This is a genomic window from Pseudomonas sp. IT-P12, assembly GCF_949767465.1.
In the GTDB taxonomy this organism is placed as follows: domain Bacteria; phylum Pseudomonadota; class Gammaproteobacteria; order Pseudomonadales; family Pseudomonadaceae; genus Aquipseudomonas.
Genome location: NZ_CATKPY010000025.1, coordinates 13,294 through 28,225, shown reverse-complemented (window position 1 = coordinate 28,225; position 14,932 = coordinate 13,294). Strand labels below are relative to the sequence as shown.

The 14,932-nt window shown below is 62.4% G+C and carries 11 protein-coding genes, 1 tRNA gene and 3 pseudogenes; 8 read left to right on the top strand and 7 right to left on the bottom strand.

The window, feature by feature from the left end; translation table 11 throughout:
- Positions 1-62: 62 nt before the first annotated feature.
- Positions 63-1,280 carry an MFS transporter gene (locus tag ACM6IM_RS23550; RefSeq protein ID WP_201196897.1) on the bottom strand — a complete coding sequence of 406 codons (1,218 nt, stop codon included), beginning with the start codon at positions 1,278-1,280 and terminating at the stop codon, positions 63-65.
- A gap of 286 nt (positions 1,281-1,566) precedes the next feature.
- On the opposite strand from ACM6IM_RS23550, the gene ACM6IM_RS23545 reads away from it, so the two are divergent.
- The 4 genes and pseudogenes from ACM6IM_RS23545 to ACM6IM_RS23530 all read left to right on the top strand — a co-directional run.
- On the top strand, positions 1,567-3,762 hold the full coding sequence (locus ACM6IM_RS23545; protein ID WP_414866449.1) for a methyl-accepting chemotaxis protein: 2,196 nt from the start codon (positions 1,567-1,569) through the stop codon (positions 3,760-3,762).
- A gap of 127 nt (positions 3,763-3,889) precedes the next feature.
- Positions 3,890-3,966, top strand: a tRNA-Met gene (locus ACM6IM_RS23540).
- 185 nt (positions 3,967-4,151) lie between these two features.
- Positions 4,152-5,978, top strand: a complete 1,827-nt coding sequence (ggt, locus tag ACM6IM_RS23535; RefSeq protein WP_414866448.1) for a gamma-glutamyltransferase — start codon at positions 4,152-4,154, stop codon at positions 5,976-5,978.
- 12 nt (positions 5,979-5,990) lie between these two features.
- Positions 5,991-6,117 (top strand): annotated as a pseudogene (locus ACM6IM_RS23530) (transcriptional regulator); the annotation flags it as partial.
- A gap of 7 nt (positions 6,118-6,124) precedes the next feature.
- Here the strand turns inward: ACM6IM_RS23530 and ddlA are convergent.
- Positions 6,125-7,219, bottom strand: a complete 1,095-nt coding sequence (gene ddlA / locus ACM6IM_RS23525; protein WP_414866447.1) for a D-alanine--D-alanine ligase — start codon at positions 7,217-7,219, stop codon at positions 6,125-6,127.
- A 10-nt stretch (positions 7,220-7,229) separates the two neighbouring features.
- Complete coding sequence (locus ACM6IM_RS23520) at positions 7,230-7,871, bottom strand: LysE family translocator (protein WP_414866446.1); 642 nt, start codon at positions 7,869-7,871, stop codon at positions 7,230-7,232.
- A gap of 154 nt (positions 7,872-8,025) precedes the next feature.
- Here ACM6IM_RS23520 and ACM6IM_RS23515 point away from each other — a divergent pair, with 154 nt between their 5' ends.
- Both ACM6IM_RS23515 and ACM6IM_RS23510 read left to right on the top strand, forming a co-directional pair.
- Positions 8,026-8,835 carry an AraC family transcriptional regulator gene (locus ACM6IM_RS23515; RefSeq protein WP_414866445.1) on the top strand — a complete coding sequence of 270 codons (810 nt, stop codon included), beginning with the start codon at positions 8,026-8,028 and terminating at the stop codon, positions 8,833-8,835.
- Positions 8,836-8,911: 76 nt separating this feature from the next.
- Positions 8,912-9,280, top strand: coding sequence for a cupin domain-containing protein (locus tag ACM6IM_RS23510; protein ID WP_414866444.1), 369 nt, complete (start codon positions 8,912-8,914; stop codon positions 9,278-9,280).
- Positions 9,281-9,291: 11 nt separating this feature from the next.
- Here the strand turns inward: ACM6IM_RS23510 and ACM6IM_RS23505 are convergent, their stop codons facing one another.
- From ACM6IM_RS23505 to ACM6IM_RS23490, 4 genes and pseudogenes are all read right to left on the bottom strand, one after another.
- Positions 9,292-9,891 (bottom strand): flavin reductase family protein, encoded by a 600-nt coding sequence (locus ACM6IM_RS23505; protein WP_414866443.1) that lies wholly within the window; start codon positions 9,889-9,891, stop codon positions 9,292-9,294.
- Between the two features lie 58 nt (positions 9,892-9,949).
- Positions 9,950-10,384, bottom strand: a pseudogene (locus ACM6IM_RS23500) (methyl-accepting chemotaxis protein); the annotation flags it as partial.
- Between the two features lie 111 nt (positions 10,385-10,495).
- Positions 10,496-11,176: pseudogene (locus ACM6IM_RS23495) on the bottom strand (PAS domain-containing protein); the annotation flags it as partial.
- A gap of 219 nt (positions 11,177-11,395) precedes the next feature.
- The gene (locus tag ACM6IM_RS23490) at positions 11,396-12,709 is read right to left on the bottom strand and encodes an MFS transporter (protein ID WP_414866606.1); all 1,314 of its coding nucleotides are present in this window, start codon (positions 12,707-12,709) and stop codon (positions 11,396-11,398) included.
- Positions 12,710-12,909: 200 nt separating this feature from the next.
- Here ACM6IM_RS23490 and ACM6IM_RS23485 point away from each other — a divergent pair, with 200 nt between their 5' ends.
- Together ACM6IM_RS23485 and ACM6IM_RS23480 are read left to right on the top strand one after the other, a co-directional pair.
- Positions 12,910-14,328: a short-chain fatty acid transporter gene (locus ACM6IM_RS23485; RefSeq protein WP_192304923.1), complete on the top strand. Its 1,419-nt coding sequence runs from the start codon at positions 12,910-12,912 to the stop codon at positions 14,326-14,328.
- Positions 14,329-14,502: 174 nt separating this feature from the next.
- Positions 14,503-14,823 carry a hypothetical protein gene (locus tag ACM6IM_RS23480; RefSeq protein WP_414866442.1) on the top strand — a complete coding sequence of 107 codons (321 nt, stop codon included), beginning with the start codon at positions 14,503-14,505 and terminating at the stop codon, positions 14,821-14,823.
- Positions 14,824-14,932: the final 109 nt, after the last annotated feature.

Here is a 14,932-nt window from a genome sequence, read left to right as displayed (position 1 = left end):
GCCTGAAATTTGACCACTGTGGGAGCTCGCTCCCACAGAGTTTTTCACAGGCAGGGAGCCGATCAGGCCTTTTGGGTTCTTGGCAGGAAAATCGCCAGCACCCCGAACAACGGCAGGAACGAGCACAGGAAGTACACGTACTCGATGCCGTGGATGTCCGCCAGATGCCCCAGCAATGCCGCGCCAATCCCGCCGAAGCCGAACATCAGGCCGAAGAACACCCCGGCAATCATCCCGACGTTGCCCGGCACCAGCTCCTGGGCATAGACCACGATGGCCGAGAACGCCGAGGCCAGGATGAAGCCGATCACCACGCTCAGGACGCTGGTCCAGAACAGGTCGACGTGCGGCAGGATCAGGGTGAACGGTGCCACGCCCAGGATCGAAAACCAGATCACTGCCTTGCGACCGATCTTGTCGCCAATCGGCCCGCCAAAGAAGGTTCCGGCCGCCACCGCGCCCAGGAACAGGAACAGATGCAGCTGTGAACTGGCCACCGAGAGGTCGAACTTCTCGATCAGGTAAAAGGTGAAATAGCTGGTGAAACTGGCCATGTAGAAGTACTTGGAGAACACCAGCAGGCCGAGCACCACCAACGCACTGATGACCCTGCCCTTCGACAGGCCGTGGGTCGCTGCATGGCCCTGCTTGAGCTTGAACAGGTTCAAGTGGTTGGCGTACCAGCGACTGATCCGGTAGAGCACGAACAGCGCAAACACCGCGAACAGCCCGAACCACGCCACATGCCCCTGGCCGAACGGAATGATGATCGCCGCCGCCAGCAGCGGACCGAATGCCGACCCGGCATTACCGCCCACCTGGAAGGTCGATTGCGCCAGGCCGAACCGCCCGCCCGAAGCCAGCCGCGCGATGCGCGAGGCCTCCGGGTGAAAGGTCGAGGAGCCGATACCGATCAAAGCCGCCGCCAACAGGATCAACGGGAAGTTGGCGACCACCGACATCATCAGGATACCGACCAGGGTGCACACCGTACCGGCCGGCAGCAGCCAGGGCTTGGGATGACGATCGGTGTGGTATCCGACCCATGGCTGCAACAGCGAGGCGGTCAGTTGGAACGTCAGGGTGATCAGGCCGACCTGGGTGAAAGTCAGGCCGTAGTTTTCCTTGAGCATCGGGTAAATCGACGGCAGCACGGCCTGGATCAGGTCATTGATCAAATGCGCCAGCGCCACGGCGCCGATGATGTGCATGACCAGGGGGCTGCTTTGCGGGGTCGCGGACGCCGGCGTCGTGCCGGTCTGGGCGTTACTGATAGCCATGGGATATTCCGTACAACAGATGGGTGCACACAGGCAGGTGCATCAATGTGCCATTTTTCAGTGCAGCAGCGCCATCCCCTTAGCCAGCTAACGAAGTAAATAGACTTTCTTTGCTTGCGATGTTCATCGACGACAATGCGGGACGTCCGACACCCCGCAGCAATCGTTCGACCTTTGCGAGCAAGCTCGCGCCTACCGGGCCGAGCCCGGTAATAGCGCATCGCCATGGTCTGAATCTTGCCTTGTTATTCACTTCAACGCGGCGCCCTTACAAAGGGCACCGAGAATGGGAAGTTTCGCTACAGAGTCGGCCTACAGAGCTGGCAAGGGTGAACTACCGAGGCCTTTAAAAGGGGCACTAGTCGCGGTCGCAACGGCTTCGACGCACGCCAATGGTGCGTGGTGCCCACAGGAGTCGTGGGGCATGCAGGCTTTTTTATCTCCGGGGATCGGGTTGCTGGGCCGTTTCGGCTTCGCCCGCAAATTTCAGTTGTTGTTCCTGCTGTTCATTCTGCCGCTCGCGGGCAGCCTGCTGATGATCGGCCAGGACTATCGCGCCAAATTGAGCCTGATTGCCGGCGAACGTGCCGGCGTGCGGCAACTGCTTGCACTCGATACGCTGGATAACCTGCTGTCCGCCCAGCGTGACCGCGCCGCCCGCTGGCGCGCCACCGAGACCAATCGCCAGCCGACACCGGCCACCCTCGCGGCGATGTCGGCGTTCGATGCGGTACAGCCAGCCGTCGCCCAGGCCACCACGGACCTGGGCAATACCCTGCAAACCGAAGGTGCCGAGGGCGAGACCCTGGCCCGTTATCAAGCCCTGCAAACCGCGCTCAACGGCCTCGACTCGAAAAGCCTGAGCAGCGTCGGCTGGTGGCCGGACGGTTACGACCGGTTCACCAATGCCTTGAGCGCCCTGCAAGCCCTGCGCGAACAGATCGCCATGGACAATCGGCTGACCCTCGCGCCCTGGCTGGAAACCTACCTGCTGACGCAAATTTCCACCCAGCACGCGCCGGACCTGATCGAGCGCGTGGGCCGCCTGGCCAGCGTCGGCCAGGCGTCGGTGGTGTCCGGGCAATTCACCCTGCAAAGCCGTCTGCAATTGCGCGACCTGCGCAGCCGTATCGGCGATGCCCGCGAACAGCTTGTTAAAACTGCTGGCCTGCTGGAAGCGCGCCTGCCCAGCGAACTGAAAGCCTGGGCCGGGCAATACCATGACAGCCTGAAAAACCTCGATGTCGAACTCAAAGTGCTTGATGACGGCGTGTTTGGCGGCAGCATCCAGCTCAAGCCCGACGAGTTCGAGCGCGGCCTGGACGCCCTGCTCGGCGACCTCGCAGCGTTGCGCCAGCACTCGCTGGTGTCCCTCGATCAGCGCCTGGATTACTACCACGGTTCGGCGATCCGCCAGTTCATCGTAGTCGCCATCATCTTTGGCTGCCTGCTGCTGGCCGCGCTGTACCTGTTCGTCTGCCTGCAAGCCTCGATCCGCCGCAGCGCCAGCGGCATCACGCTGCTGGCCGAAGCCTTGCGCGATGGCAACCTGAGCCTGCAAGTGCCGGTAGAAGGCCGCGACGAGCTGGCGGCGATCAGCACCGCGCTCAACGTCGCCGTGGTGCAACTGCGCAACAGTCTGCTGGGTGTCGATCATGAGACCCTGCAACTGAGCAACGCGGTACGCACACTCAACCACCATTCCAGCGGCGCCCTGAGCGAAGTCGAAGCGCAGCAGCTGCAGATCAGCCAGATCGCCGCCGCCGCGACGCAATTGGCGGCAACGTCCCAGGGCGTCGCCCAGAGTTGCGAACAGGCCTCCGGCAGCGCCCAGCACACCCAACGCATTGCCGCCGACAGCAGTCGCGACAGCCAGCGCACCACCGCGAGCATCCAGCAGCTCAATCAGCGTCTGAACGACACGGCCGCGGCCCTCGGGCGCGTCAGCGAACAGGGCCAGCAGATTCAGCTGGTGGTCGATACCATTCGCGGGGTTGCCGAGCAGACCAACCTGCTCGCGCTCAACGCCGCCATTGAAGCCGCGCGAGCCGGTGAACAGGGCCGTGGTTTTGCGGTGGTCGCCGATGAAGTGCGCAGCCTGTCGCAACGCACCCAGTCGTCCACCGCGCAGATCGCCGGCACCGTCGACAGCCTGCGTAACACGGTGGATGAAGCCGTGAGTCTGATGGAAGCCGCCTGCGGCCAGGCGCAATCCGATGCACAAGCGGTCACCGGCCTCGGCGAACGCCTGGGGGAAATTGCCAGTGCCGTGCAGAGCGTCACCGACACCCTCGCGCAGATCGCCACGGCAGTCGACGAACAAGCCAGCACCGCCGACGAAGTCAGCGGCAACATCCAACAGGTCGACCAGGCAGCGGTGCGCTTGCTCGAAGGCGCACGGGCGGTGAACCTGGCGGCGGACACCTTGAGCCATGGCAGCCAGGTGCTCAGCGAGAACACCGGACGGTTTCGCTTGAGTTGAGGTTGTCGCGGTCTGCGGTCGGTGACGTTATCGAAGGAGGATTTTGATAAACGGTTGATAGCGTAGATAAATTTTTTAAAAAAGCGCTTGACGCCTATTCGTTTCCCGCGAATAATGCGCGCCACTTGGCTACATAGCTCAGTTGGTTAGAGCATAGCATTCATAATGCTGGGGTCCGGGGTTCAAGTCCCTGTGTAGCCACCAAGTACTAAAAACGGCTTACCGAAAGGTAGGCCGTTTTTTTATGCCCAAAGAAAACTGCCTGCGCCAACCGCCAGAGCGCAGGCGTGCAGATCAATGGACGAAGAACAAGTACCACCCCTGGTTTGCGTCCATTCCTGTCGGCCGATAAAGTCCCCTGACCTTACCCAAGGACGGAGTGCCTTAACGTGATCTCAGCCCTTCATCTGAATCGCTATCGCCTGTCAGCCCTTTCACTGATCGCGGCTGCACTTGTCGCATGCAACGCCCCGCCGACCTCGACCTTGCCGGTCGCACCGGAAGCCGCCTCGGGCTTTCGCACCGACCTGCAAACCCGCCACTCCACAAGGCACATGGCCGCCGCCGCGAACCCGCTAGCCGCCGAAGCCGGACGTGCGATGCTGCGCCAGGGCGGTTCGGCGATCGATGCGGCCATTGCCATGCAAGCAGTGCTGACCCTGGTCGAGCCGCAATCGTCAGGCATCGGCGGCGGCGCCTTCATCGTGTTCTGGGACGGCAAGGCGGTACGCACCTTCGACGGCCGCGAGACCGCGCCGGCCGGTGCCACCGAAAAGCTTTTTCTGCAGGCGGACGGGCAACCGATGCCGTTCACCCAGGCGCAGATTGGCGGTCGTTCCGTGGGCACGCCGGGCGTGTTGCGCGCGCTGGAGCTGGCCCATCGGCAACACGGTCGGCTGCCTTGGGCGCAGCTGTTCGAACCGGCGATCAGACTTGCCGAACACGGCTTCCCCATTTCGCCACGCCTGCATCAATTGATTGCCTCGGATTCGTCAATGCCACGCTCTCCGGACATGATGGAGTATTTCCGCAACGCCGATGGCAGCCCGAAAGCCGTCGGCACGCCGCTGAAAAACCCGGCACTGGCGGCGGTGTTAAGGCGCATCGCCAAGGAAGGTGCCGATGCGTTCTACAAAGGCCCCATCGCCGAGGAAATCGTTGCCAAGGTTCAAGGCCATGCCAACCCCGGCAGTCTGTCGCTGAACGATCTCAAGGGCTACGCCGCCAGGGAACGCGCGCCGCTGTGCACTGACTACAAGCGCTGGCAGGTCTGTGGCATGCCGCCGCCCTCCTCGGGTGGCATCGCCGTGGCGCAGATTCTCGGCACCTTGCAAGCACTGGAAACCCGCGACCCGCGCCTCGCACTGGCGCCACTGAAACCGCTCGCGAGCACGAAGCCCGCAGGCATCGAACCGGCACCGCAAGCCGTGCACCTGATCTCGGAAGCCGAGCGCCTCGCCTATGCCGACCGTGCCCTGTACGTCGCCGACAGCGACTTCGTACCGGTCCCGGTCAAAGGCCTGGTGGACCCCACCTACCTCGCCAGCCGCGCCGCCCTGATTGGCGATCGCAGCATGGGCACGGCCAGACCCGGCACCCCGCCCGGGATCCAGGTCGCCTACGCGCCGGACCGTTCGCCCTTGCGCATTTCCACCTCGCAAGTGGTGGCGGTCGATGACGAGGGAGGCGCGGTGTCGATGACCACCACGGTCGAATCCGCCTTCGGCTCCCACCTGATGGTCCAGGGTTTCCTGCTCAACAACCAGATGACCGACTTCTCGTTCATCCCCGAAGAAAACGGACAAAAAGTCGCCAACCGCGTCGAACCCGGCAAACGCCCGCGCTCCTCCATGGCGCCGACCCTGATCTTCGATCGCCAGAGCGGCGAATTCCTCGCCACCCTCGGCTCGCCCGGTGGCTCACAAATCATCGAATACGTCGCCAAATCCACCATCGGCCTGCTCGACTGGCAGCTCGACCCGCAAACCGCCATCAACCTGCCCAACTTCGGCAGCCGCAACGGCCCGACCGAACTGGAACAGGGGCAATTCAGTCCAGGGTTGATCCAGGCCCTGAAGGACAAGGGGCACAGCATCAACGAAATCGACATGACCAGCGGGACCCAGGCGATTGTTCGGGTCAAGGATGCCCAGGGCAACGCGTCGCTGGCGGGTGGCGCCGACCCGCGACGGGAGGGGCAAGCGCTGGGGGATTGAGTCCTGCGCAGCCTTGAAAGGGCCATTGGCCGGACAAACCGCGTCTACGAGGTGCTCAACGGCAACCGTACGCTGACGCAGACCTGATCCGTTCGGCCGACCCGCCGAACGTCTGATCAAGCCTGTCACGCAGGCTTGATCCTCACCTAGCGAGAAATCTTCAACGCCTGCCGCGCCTTGTGCCGCTCAAGCGCCAGCTCGATCAGGCGGCTGACCAGTTCGCTGTAGGTCATGCCCGTGGCCTGCCAGAGCTTGGGGTACATGCTGATGCGGGTGAAGCCGGGGAGCGAGTTGATTTCGTTGATCAGTACCTCGCCGCTGTCGGTCAGGAACACATCGACCCGCGCCAAACCTGAGCAGCCCAGTACCTGAAACGCCTCGACGGCCATGGAGCGAATGCGTTCGCTGGCTTCGCGACTGATATCCGCCGGGACCACCACCTGCGCGGCCTGCGCGTCGATGTACTTGCTGTCGTAGGAATAGAAGCCGCTGCGCACCACGATTTCGCCACAGCCACTGGCGATGGCGTCTTCGTTGCCGAGTACCGCACACTCGATCTCACGGCCGCTGACGGCGGACTCGACCAGCACCTTTTCGTCAAAACCCAGGGCCAGTTCAACCGCCGCCAGGTACTCGGCTTCGTCGGTGACCTTGCTCACACCCACCGAAGACCCCTGATTCGCCGGCTTGACGAACAACGGCAGGCCGAGTTTGCCCCGGACCTCGGCAAACCCTTGGCGTCTGGCCGTGGCGCGGGTCAGGGTCACGAACGGCGTCACCGCCAGCCCGGCATCGCGCAACAGGCGTTTGCTGACGTCCTTGTCCATGCACACCGCCGATCCGAGCACGTCGGAGCCGACAAACGGCAGATCGGCCATGCGCAGTAACCCTTGCAGGCAGCCGTCTTCACCCAGGGTGCCGTGAACGATCGGGAAGATCACATCAACATGGCCGAGCAATTCCTGGCTGGCGGTCTCCAGCAGTTGCTGGCTGGCCTTGCCCGGCACCACGGCGAGTTCGCGATTGGACTGGTTGAGCGCGATCAGGGCCGGATTTTCCTGGTTGAGCAGGAAGTTCGACGGATCGTTGAGGTGCCAGTGACCCTGCTTGTCGATACCGATCAGCACCGGCTCGAAGCGCGATCGGTCCAGCGCATCGACAATGTTTTTCGCCGATTGCAACGACACTTCGTGCTCAGCCGAACGACCGCCAAAAATAATGCCTACCCGCAGTTTGCTCATTCACGGTTCCTCAACGATTGGCCACCAGGTGCGCACCGAACAACAGGTAGCAACTGCCGGCGAAGCGATCCAGCCATTTGCGCGAACGCTCGTAGCCCCGCGCCATCCGGCGACTGGAAAACAGCAGCGCCACGCTGCAATACCAACTGAAAGACAAGGTCGCCATGGTCAGGACCGCCAGCGCCAGCAAGCTCGGCGGCACCACGGCGGGCATGGCCGTGGCGAAGATGGTGGCGACAAACAGCGCCGCTTTCGGGTTGGTCATGTTGCCGAGAAAACCCTGGCCGTACACCGACCACAGCGTACGCCCCGCTCCGTCCATCAGGCGGGGATCGCCGGCAACGATGGGCGGTTTGCGCTTGAACTGTTTCAGCCCCAGGTAGATCAGGTAACAGCCGCCGGCAATCTTGAAACTCAGGTACAGCATCGGTGCCGCGCTGAACAGCGACTTGATGCCCAGGCCTCCCGCCAATCCCCACATCACCGTGCCGGTGGCCACGCCCAGGGCGGCGACGACGCCGTGACGCTTGGAATGACTGGCCGCCAGTTGCGCGACGTTGAAAAAGTTGGGTCCCGGCGTCACCACGGCGACCGTCCAGAGCAGCGCTAGCGACAACAGGGGGGCGGCGTAGCCCAGGTAGGAAAGCTCCATGCGGCGGGACTCCTTTCGTGGCTTCAGAAGATGCGTCACACAGTGCAACATTTACCTTTGATTTTCTACGGGTGCAGTCCTTGCTTCGGTCGCAAGACAGTGGGTCGCTCAGTGGGTTAACGTAGTGCGTATCACCCCAACGACCCCGCTTCCCATGGCTAGCCCCTCCCCGCGCAATGACTGGTTCCACCGCGCACCCGATGTCGCCGGGATGCAGCGCTTCGAGGCTTTTTTCGCCGGCCACGGCTACGACATGCACCGCCACGACACCTACGCCATCGGTCACACCCTGAGCGGCGTGCAGCGTTTTCAGTATCACGGTAGCTGGCGCCACAGCCTGCCCGGCGGGACGATTGTGCTGCATCCGGACGAAGCCCACGATGGCGAAGCCGGGACCGACAACGGTTTCCAGTACCGGATGATGTACATCGAACCGGCCCTGATCCAGCAGATGCTCGGCGGCCAGCCGCTGCCCTTCATCAGGAACGGGATGTCGAACGACCCTCGCTTGTTCGCTGCCAGTGCCGTGCTGCTGCGCAGCCTCGAATGCCCACTGGAGCCCCTGGAGGCGCAGGATGCGCTGTTCGATCTGGCGCAGGCCCTGAACAGCGTTGGCGGTGCCCCTGGCGCGCGCCATCACTTCGACTACGTGGCCGCCGAGCGCGCCCGGGAATACATGCACAGCGCACTGGATCGCACGGTGACGCTGGAAGAGCTGGCGCACCATAGCGGACGGGATCGCTGGAGCCTGTCGCGGGATTTCCGCCTGTTGTTCGGCACCAGCCCTTATCGCTACCTGACCATGCGCCGCCTGGACCTGGTCCGCTCGTTGCTGATACAGGGCCAGCCACTGGTCAACGCAGCGCTGATCGCCGGCTTCACCGACCAGAGCCACATGACCCGCCAGTTCAGCAAGGCCTTCGGGTTATCGCCGGCGCGCTGGATGAAAATGCACCGTCGCTGAGCCACGCACAATCGTTCAAGAAACACGCCGACCGGCTGGCTACCGTGGTTGCACGAACAATCACGAGAGCCGTTTCATGAACACTTACCACAGCCTGAACTTCGCTGAGAAAATTTCCCGGATCGGCCTGCACTGGAGCCCGCGAGTCATCGCCGAGATGAACGACTACCAATTCAAGGTCGTGAAGCTGCTGGGGGATTTCATCTGGCATGACCACGCCGACACCGACGAGGCCTTCATCGTGCTTGAAGGCCAGCTGCGCATCGATTTTCGCGATGGCCACGTCCTGGTGAACGCCGGCGAAATGCATGTGGTGCCCCGGGGAATCGAGCACAAACCCTCGGCCGAGCAGGAGGTCAAACTCCTGCTGATCGAACCCAGGGGCGTCTTGAACACAGGCGGTGAAGGCGGTGAGCGCACCGCGCAGAACGACGTCTGGATCTGAGGACGCTGGCGTTACGGCGTCAGCGTCTTGCCGTCCACCGGATCGCCGATGGTCAGGAAATGCCCGCCTGCCACATGGTGCAAGGTGCGCAGGGCATCGTGCCCCTCGAAATGCCAGTGGCCGTCGCTGAACACGCGATCGTCCGCGTGGGCGGCGATCACTTCAGCCAGGAACAGATCGTAGCGCTGGTGATTGCCGGGCTCCGGCAGCAGTCGGCACTCCAGCCAGGCCACACAGCCTTCGAGCAGCGGTGCGTCGACCGACGCGCCGTCGAACGTCTGCAGGTCGTAGGCCTGAAACTTGTCCCGGCCCTGCTCCCGGGTCAGCTCCAGACCCGACGTCGAGCCGACGGTCTGCACGATATCGGCCTGTGCAGCGCACGGCACGTTCAGCGCGAACGTGCCTGACGCTTCCAGCAATTGTCGGGTCCAGGTGGATTTGTCGAGCACCACGGCAATCTTCGGAGGTTCGAAATCCAGTGGCATGGCCCAGGCTGCCGCCATGATGTTGCGCTGCCCTCCATGGGCCGCACTGACCAGCACGGTTGGCCCATGATTGAGCAGGCGATAGGCCTTGGATAAGGGAACCGGGCGGCGATGGGAAGCGCTCATGGGCATCTGCTCCTGGGAAAAGCGCCGATTGTAGCGATTTCCGCCCGGTCGGCAGGCATCAACTCGATAGCTGATTGGCGAACTGGCCGACGGCGTTCACCACTTTCTGCGCGCCGTCCTGAATCTCGACAATCACTGTGCCGGCTTCCGCCGCCAGCGCCAGGCCCTGTTCGGCCTGGAGCTTGCCCTCGGTCATGAGCGACACGGCGTTGCGCGCCATGTCCTGGTTCTGACGCACCACCAGGACGATCTCATCCGTGGCCTGGCTGGTCCGCGAGGCCAGTTGCCGGACCTCGTCCGCCACCACCGCGAAACCGCGCCCCTGCTCACCGGCACGGGCGGCTTCGATGGCGGCGTTCAACGCCAGCAGGTTGGTCTGTTCGGCGATACCGCTGATGGTCTTGACGATGGTGCCGATCACCAACGATTGCTCGTTCAGCGCTTCGATGCCGTCGCCGGCGGTTTGCATGTGTTTGGCCAGGTCGCGCATCACATTGACCGCCTGGGTCACTACGGTCGTGCCACGCTGCGCACTCTGGTCGGTATGTTGCGAGGTGCCGTAGGCAATGTTGGCCGCCTCGGCGACCGCCAGCTCCTGATTGACCTGATCGGTGATCACCGTGGCGAACTTCACCACTTTATAGAGCTTGTTGTTGGCGTCGATCACCGGGTTGTAGGACGCCTCCAGCCACACTGCACGCCCATGGTTGTCGACGCGCTTGAAGCGACCGGCCACGAACTCGCCGGCGTTCAGACGACGCCAGAAATCCTGGTACTCGGGGCTGTTGTATTCCTGCGCCTCACAGAAGGTGCGGTGATGCTTGCCCTTGATCTGCGCCAGGCTGTAACCCATGGCATTGAGGAACCGGTCATTGGCCGTCAGCACGTTGCCCTGCAGATCGAACTCGATCACGGCCGTCGAACGCACCAGTGCGCCGATCAGGTTCTCGTGTTCACGTGAGGCCTCGATCGTGCGGGTGAGGTCGCTGGAAAAAATCGAGAAACTTCTGATCTTGCCATCCGAGGACCGCACAGGTTGCAGGATCGAACGCAACCAGGCTTCCTGGCCATTGCCCCGCAACAGGCGCACCGCCCCGACAAAATGCTCGCCACGGGTCAGCGCTTGTTTGAAGCGCAGGTGGAACTCGTTGGACTTGACGTGGGCAGGCACGAAGTCCTCGAGCGGGCGGCCGACCAGGTCGTGCTCCGTATAGAGCATCTCACTGATGAAATTCGGGTTGACCGATTGAATCCGTGCATCGGCGTCAAGCGTGAAAACAAGCATCTCGCTTTCCAGGCTTTCCTTCACTTGCTTCAGGCAGGAAAGTTCTTCGCGAAGATCCGACAGTTCTTGCTTCAAGCGTTTGTTGAACATGGGAAAGCACCGATGGCAGTAATGGAAAGCGGCTTACAGCTTAGCCATCGGCATTCACAGTATTTTCTGAAGCGTATTTCAGGATTGTCCGACAGAAAGAGTGTTACAGCGGCAAGCGTCAACCTGGCGTCAGATGACGCCAGTCGCCGGGCAACTCGCGTTATTTGGCGCCCGTGCCCCGAAATACATTGCACTGCTGACGCCCACCGCGCCCATCACGGTGCAGAAAATCACGCAGATCCACGGGCTCCAGGGCATCAGGCCGATCAACAACAGCGGCGTGACACTCGCCCACGCGGCGTAGGCGATGTTGTAGGTGAAGGAAATCCCCGAGACACGCACCCGCGCCGGAAACAGGTTGACCATCACCGACGGCACCGCACCGACCACCCCGCAGCCGAGGCCGGCGATCGCATACGCCAGCCCGGCCCAGTTACCGCCGATGATCAGGCAGGTGTAAAGCAGGCCAATGCCCAGCGGCAACAGCAGGCTGTACAGCATCACCGTGCGCCAGGCACCGATGCGGTCGACGAGCAAACCGGCCAGCACGCAACCGATGTTCAGAAACACAATGCCCAGGGCACTGAGCGCGAAGGTGTGGCTGGCGGTCATGCCGAAGGTTTTCTGCATCATGGTCGGAGTGATGACCACGAACACCACCACAGCGGAGGTCAAGACACAGGTGAGGATCATGCCCGGCAGAATCGCCAGGCGATGCTCACGCAATACCGTGCGCAACGGCAATTCGACCGCGGCCTCGCGCTTGGCCTGCATCGCCATGAACACCGGGGTTTCACTGAGCCAGCGACGCAGCCACACACCAATCACGCCAAACACGCCCCCCAGCAGGAAGGGGTAGCGCCAGGCGTAATCGAGGATTTGTTCCGGGGTAAACGCCTGCGCCAGGAACGAAGCGGTCAATGCGCCGATCAGGTAACCGAACGTCAGCCCCGCCTGCAAAAAGCCCAGGGCATAGCCACGATGCCCGGCCGGTGCATGCTCGGCAACGAACACCCAGGCACTGGGCACCTCGCCGCCCACTGCGGCCCCCTGCAGAATACGCAGGGCCAACAGCAGCAGCGGCGCGAAATAGCCGATCTGGGCATAGGTCGGCATGATGCCGATCAACAGACAGGGCAGCGCCATCATCAGGATGCTCAGGCTGAACACCTTTTTGCGCCCCAACCGGTCGGCGAAATGCGCCATCAGGATCCCGCCCAGGGGCCTGGCCAGGTAACCGGTGACAAAAATCCCGAAACTCTGCAGCAGACGCAGCCATTCAGGCATTTCCGGCGGGAAAAACAACTGGCTGAGGGTCAGGGCGAAAAAGACGAAGATGATGAAATCGTAGATTTCCAGCGCACCGCCGAGGGCTGCAAGGCCAAGGGTCTTGTAGTCCGAGCGGCTGAAGGGTGCCGGGCGCGATTCGTTGTGGGCAGTCATCAAAAAGAACTCAGGCATGGGCATAAAACCAAGGTGCCCATGGTCTACGCAAATGCGCCAGCGGACAACCCGTTAGACCATCGTCCCGGCACGCCGAAACATCGTCACAAAATGTGAGCGATTGATTTAATGTGGACACCTGTCCAGAGGGGTCCTGACGCCCTGAAGACCAAGACAAACATAAAAATCGAGGTACTCCCGTGGCCGCTGATATCGAAGATACCCGCTCCGCCCGCTTTGCCCTGCGCTGCTCCAGTTTTGCCGAACGCTGGTTCCCCGACTCCTGGGTCTTTGCCGCACTGGCGGTGATTATCGTTGCCGTCGCCACCCTGTTCATGGGTGCCAGACCCACCGACACCGCGATGGCCTTCGGTGACGGGTTCTGGAGCCTGATCCCGTTCACCATGCAGATGGCGTTCGTGGTGATTGGCGGTTATGTGGTGGCCAGCTCGCCACCGGCCGTGAAACTGATTGATCGACTGGCGCGAATCCCCAGGAACGGCCGCTCTGCCGTGGCCTGGGTCGCCCTGATCTCCATGGTCGCGTCCCTGCTGAACTGGGGCCTGTCGCTGGTGTTCGGCGGCTTGCTGGTGCGTGCCCTCGCCCGCCGTACCGACCTGAAAATGGATTACCGCGCCGCCGGTGCCGCCGCGTACCTGGGCCTTGGTGCCGTGTGGGCCCTGGGCCTGTCGTCGTCCGCCGCGCAATTGCAGGCCAACCCGGGCAGCCTGCCGCCGTCGATCCTGTCGATTACCGGGGTCATCCCGTTCACGCAAACGATCTTCCTCTGGCAGTCCGGTGTGATGTTGCTGGCGCTGATCGTGATCTCGCTGATCATTGCCTACGCGACCGCGCCAGGACCGAAATCGGCCCGTGATGCCCAGGCCTGTGGCGTTGACCCGAGCTTCAACCTGCCGCCGCTGCAACCGCGCACCCGTCCCGGCGAATGGCTGGAACACAGCCCGCTGCTGACCATCGTGTTGGTGCTGCTGGCCGCCGGCTGGCTGTTCCACGAGTTCTCGACCAAACCGGCAATCACCGCGATTTCCGGGCTGAACACCTACAACTTCCTGTTCATCATGCTGGGCGCGCTGCTGCACTGGCGCCCGCGCAGCTTCCTCGATGCGGTGGCGCGCGCGGTGCCGACCACCACCGGTGTGCTGATCCAGTTCCCGTTGTATGGATCGATCGCCGCGCTGATGACCACCGTCAAAGGCACCGACGCGCAGACCCTGGCGCACCACATCTCGACCTTCTTCGTGCAAATCGCCTCTCACGACACCTACGCGCTGCTGATGGGTGTGTACTCGGCGATCCTCGGGTTCTTCATTCCGTCGGGCGGCGGTAAATGGATCATCGAGGCACCCTATGTGATGCAAGTGGCCACTGACCTCAACTACCACCTGGGCTGGGCCGTGCAGATCTACAACGCGGCGGAGGCGCTGCCGAACCTCATCAACCCGTTCTACATGCTGCCGTTGCTGGGTGTGCTGGGTCTGAAGGCGCGGGACCTGATCGGCTTCTCCTTCGTGCAACTGCTGGTGCACACGCCACTGGTGCTGTTTTTGCTCTGGGCGCTGGGCACGACACTGACGTATACGCCGCCCGTGATGCCATAAAGGGTGTTGATTGCACCCATCGCCGTGTGGGTGCAACTCGTCCTACAGACCCGTTCGATTACGCCTGACATCAACCTCGGGCGGGTCCTATCTCTTGCCCGTGACGCGTTGAGTAGACTCCGACAACTCAACCCTTCAACGCCTCAACAGCACGGACCCAGGATGATTTCGCACATGTCTTTACTATCAAAAACGCTGGAAGAGCTGCTCAACGAAACCTATGCGGACGGCAGGGTGTCGTTCACCGAATACAAACAACTGCGCGATGAAGCAGACCGGCGAATGGACGCTGTCGTTCGTGAGTTTGGCCAGCACAACAACCTGACCGCCCTTCAAAAAGCCATGGACGTGGTGATGCAACTGGCGCAGACAGCCATCATCGATGCCAAGAAAGCCAAGCTGACCGACACGGGAGAAGCGATCGTCAAGGATGCCGTCTTCGCCCAGGTCGAGTACTTGCGCGCCGGCACCCACCTGGCCTTGAAGCTGCTGTAACCTTTTTACCCTCGCCCGGCTCGCCGCCACCTGGCGGCGAGCCGGGACAACGAGAACACCCTGCAAAAGGCAGCCTGCGCCCGCACTTCTGTATCAGGCAATTGATCCA

Coding starts and splice junctions, on each gene's coding strand:
- ACM6IM_RS23550 (WP_201196897.1), bottom strand. CDS start 1,280: ATGGCTATCAGTAACGCCCAGACCGGCACGACGCCGGCGTCCGCGACC.
- ACM6IM_RS23545 (WP_414866449.1), top strand. CDS start 1,567: ATGGGAAGTTTCGCTACAGAGTCGGCCTACAGAGCTGGCAAGGGTGAA.
- ddlA (WP_414866447.1), bottom strand. CDS start 7,219: ATGAGCAAACTGCGGGTAGGCATTATTTTTGGCGGTCGTTCGGCTGAG.
- ACM6IM_RS23520 (WP_414866446.1), bottom strand. CDS start 7,871: ATGGAGCTTTCCTACCTGGGCTACGCCGCCCCCCTGTTGTCGCTAGCG.
- ACM6IM_RS23515 (WP_414866445.1), top strand. CDS start 8,026: ATGGCTAGCCCCTCCCCGCGCAATGACTGGTTCCACCGCGCACCCGAT.
- ACM6IM_RS23510 (WP_414866444.1), top strand. CDS start 8,912: ATGAACACTTACCACAGCCTGAACTTCGCTGAGAAAATTTCCCGGATC.
- ACM6IM_RS23505 (WP_414866443.1), bottom strand. CDS start 9,891: ATGAGCGCTTCCCATCGCCGCCCGGTTCCCTTATCCAAGGCCTATCGC.
- ACM6IM_RS23490 (WP_414866606.1), bottom strand. CDS start 12,709: ATGACTGCCCACAACGAATCGCGCCCGGCACCCTTCAGCCGCTCGGAC.
- ACM6IM_RS23480 (WP_414866442.1), top strand. CDS start 14,503: ATGTCTTTACTATCAAAAACGCTGGAAGAGCTGCTCAACGAAACCTAT.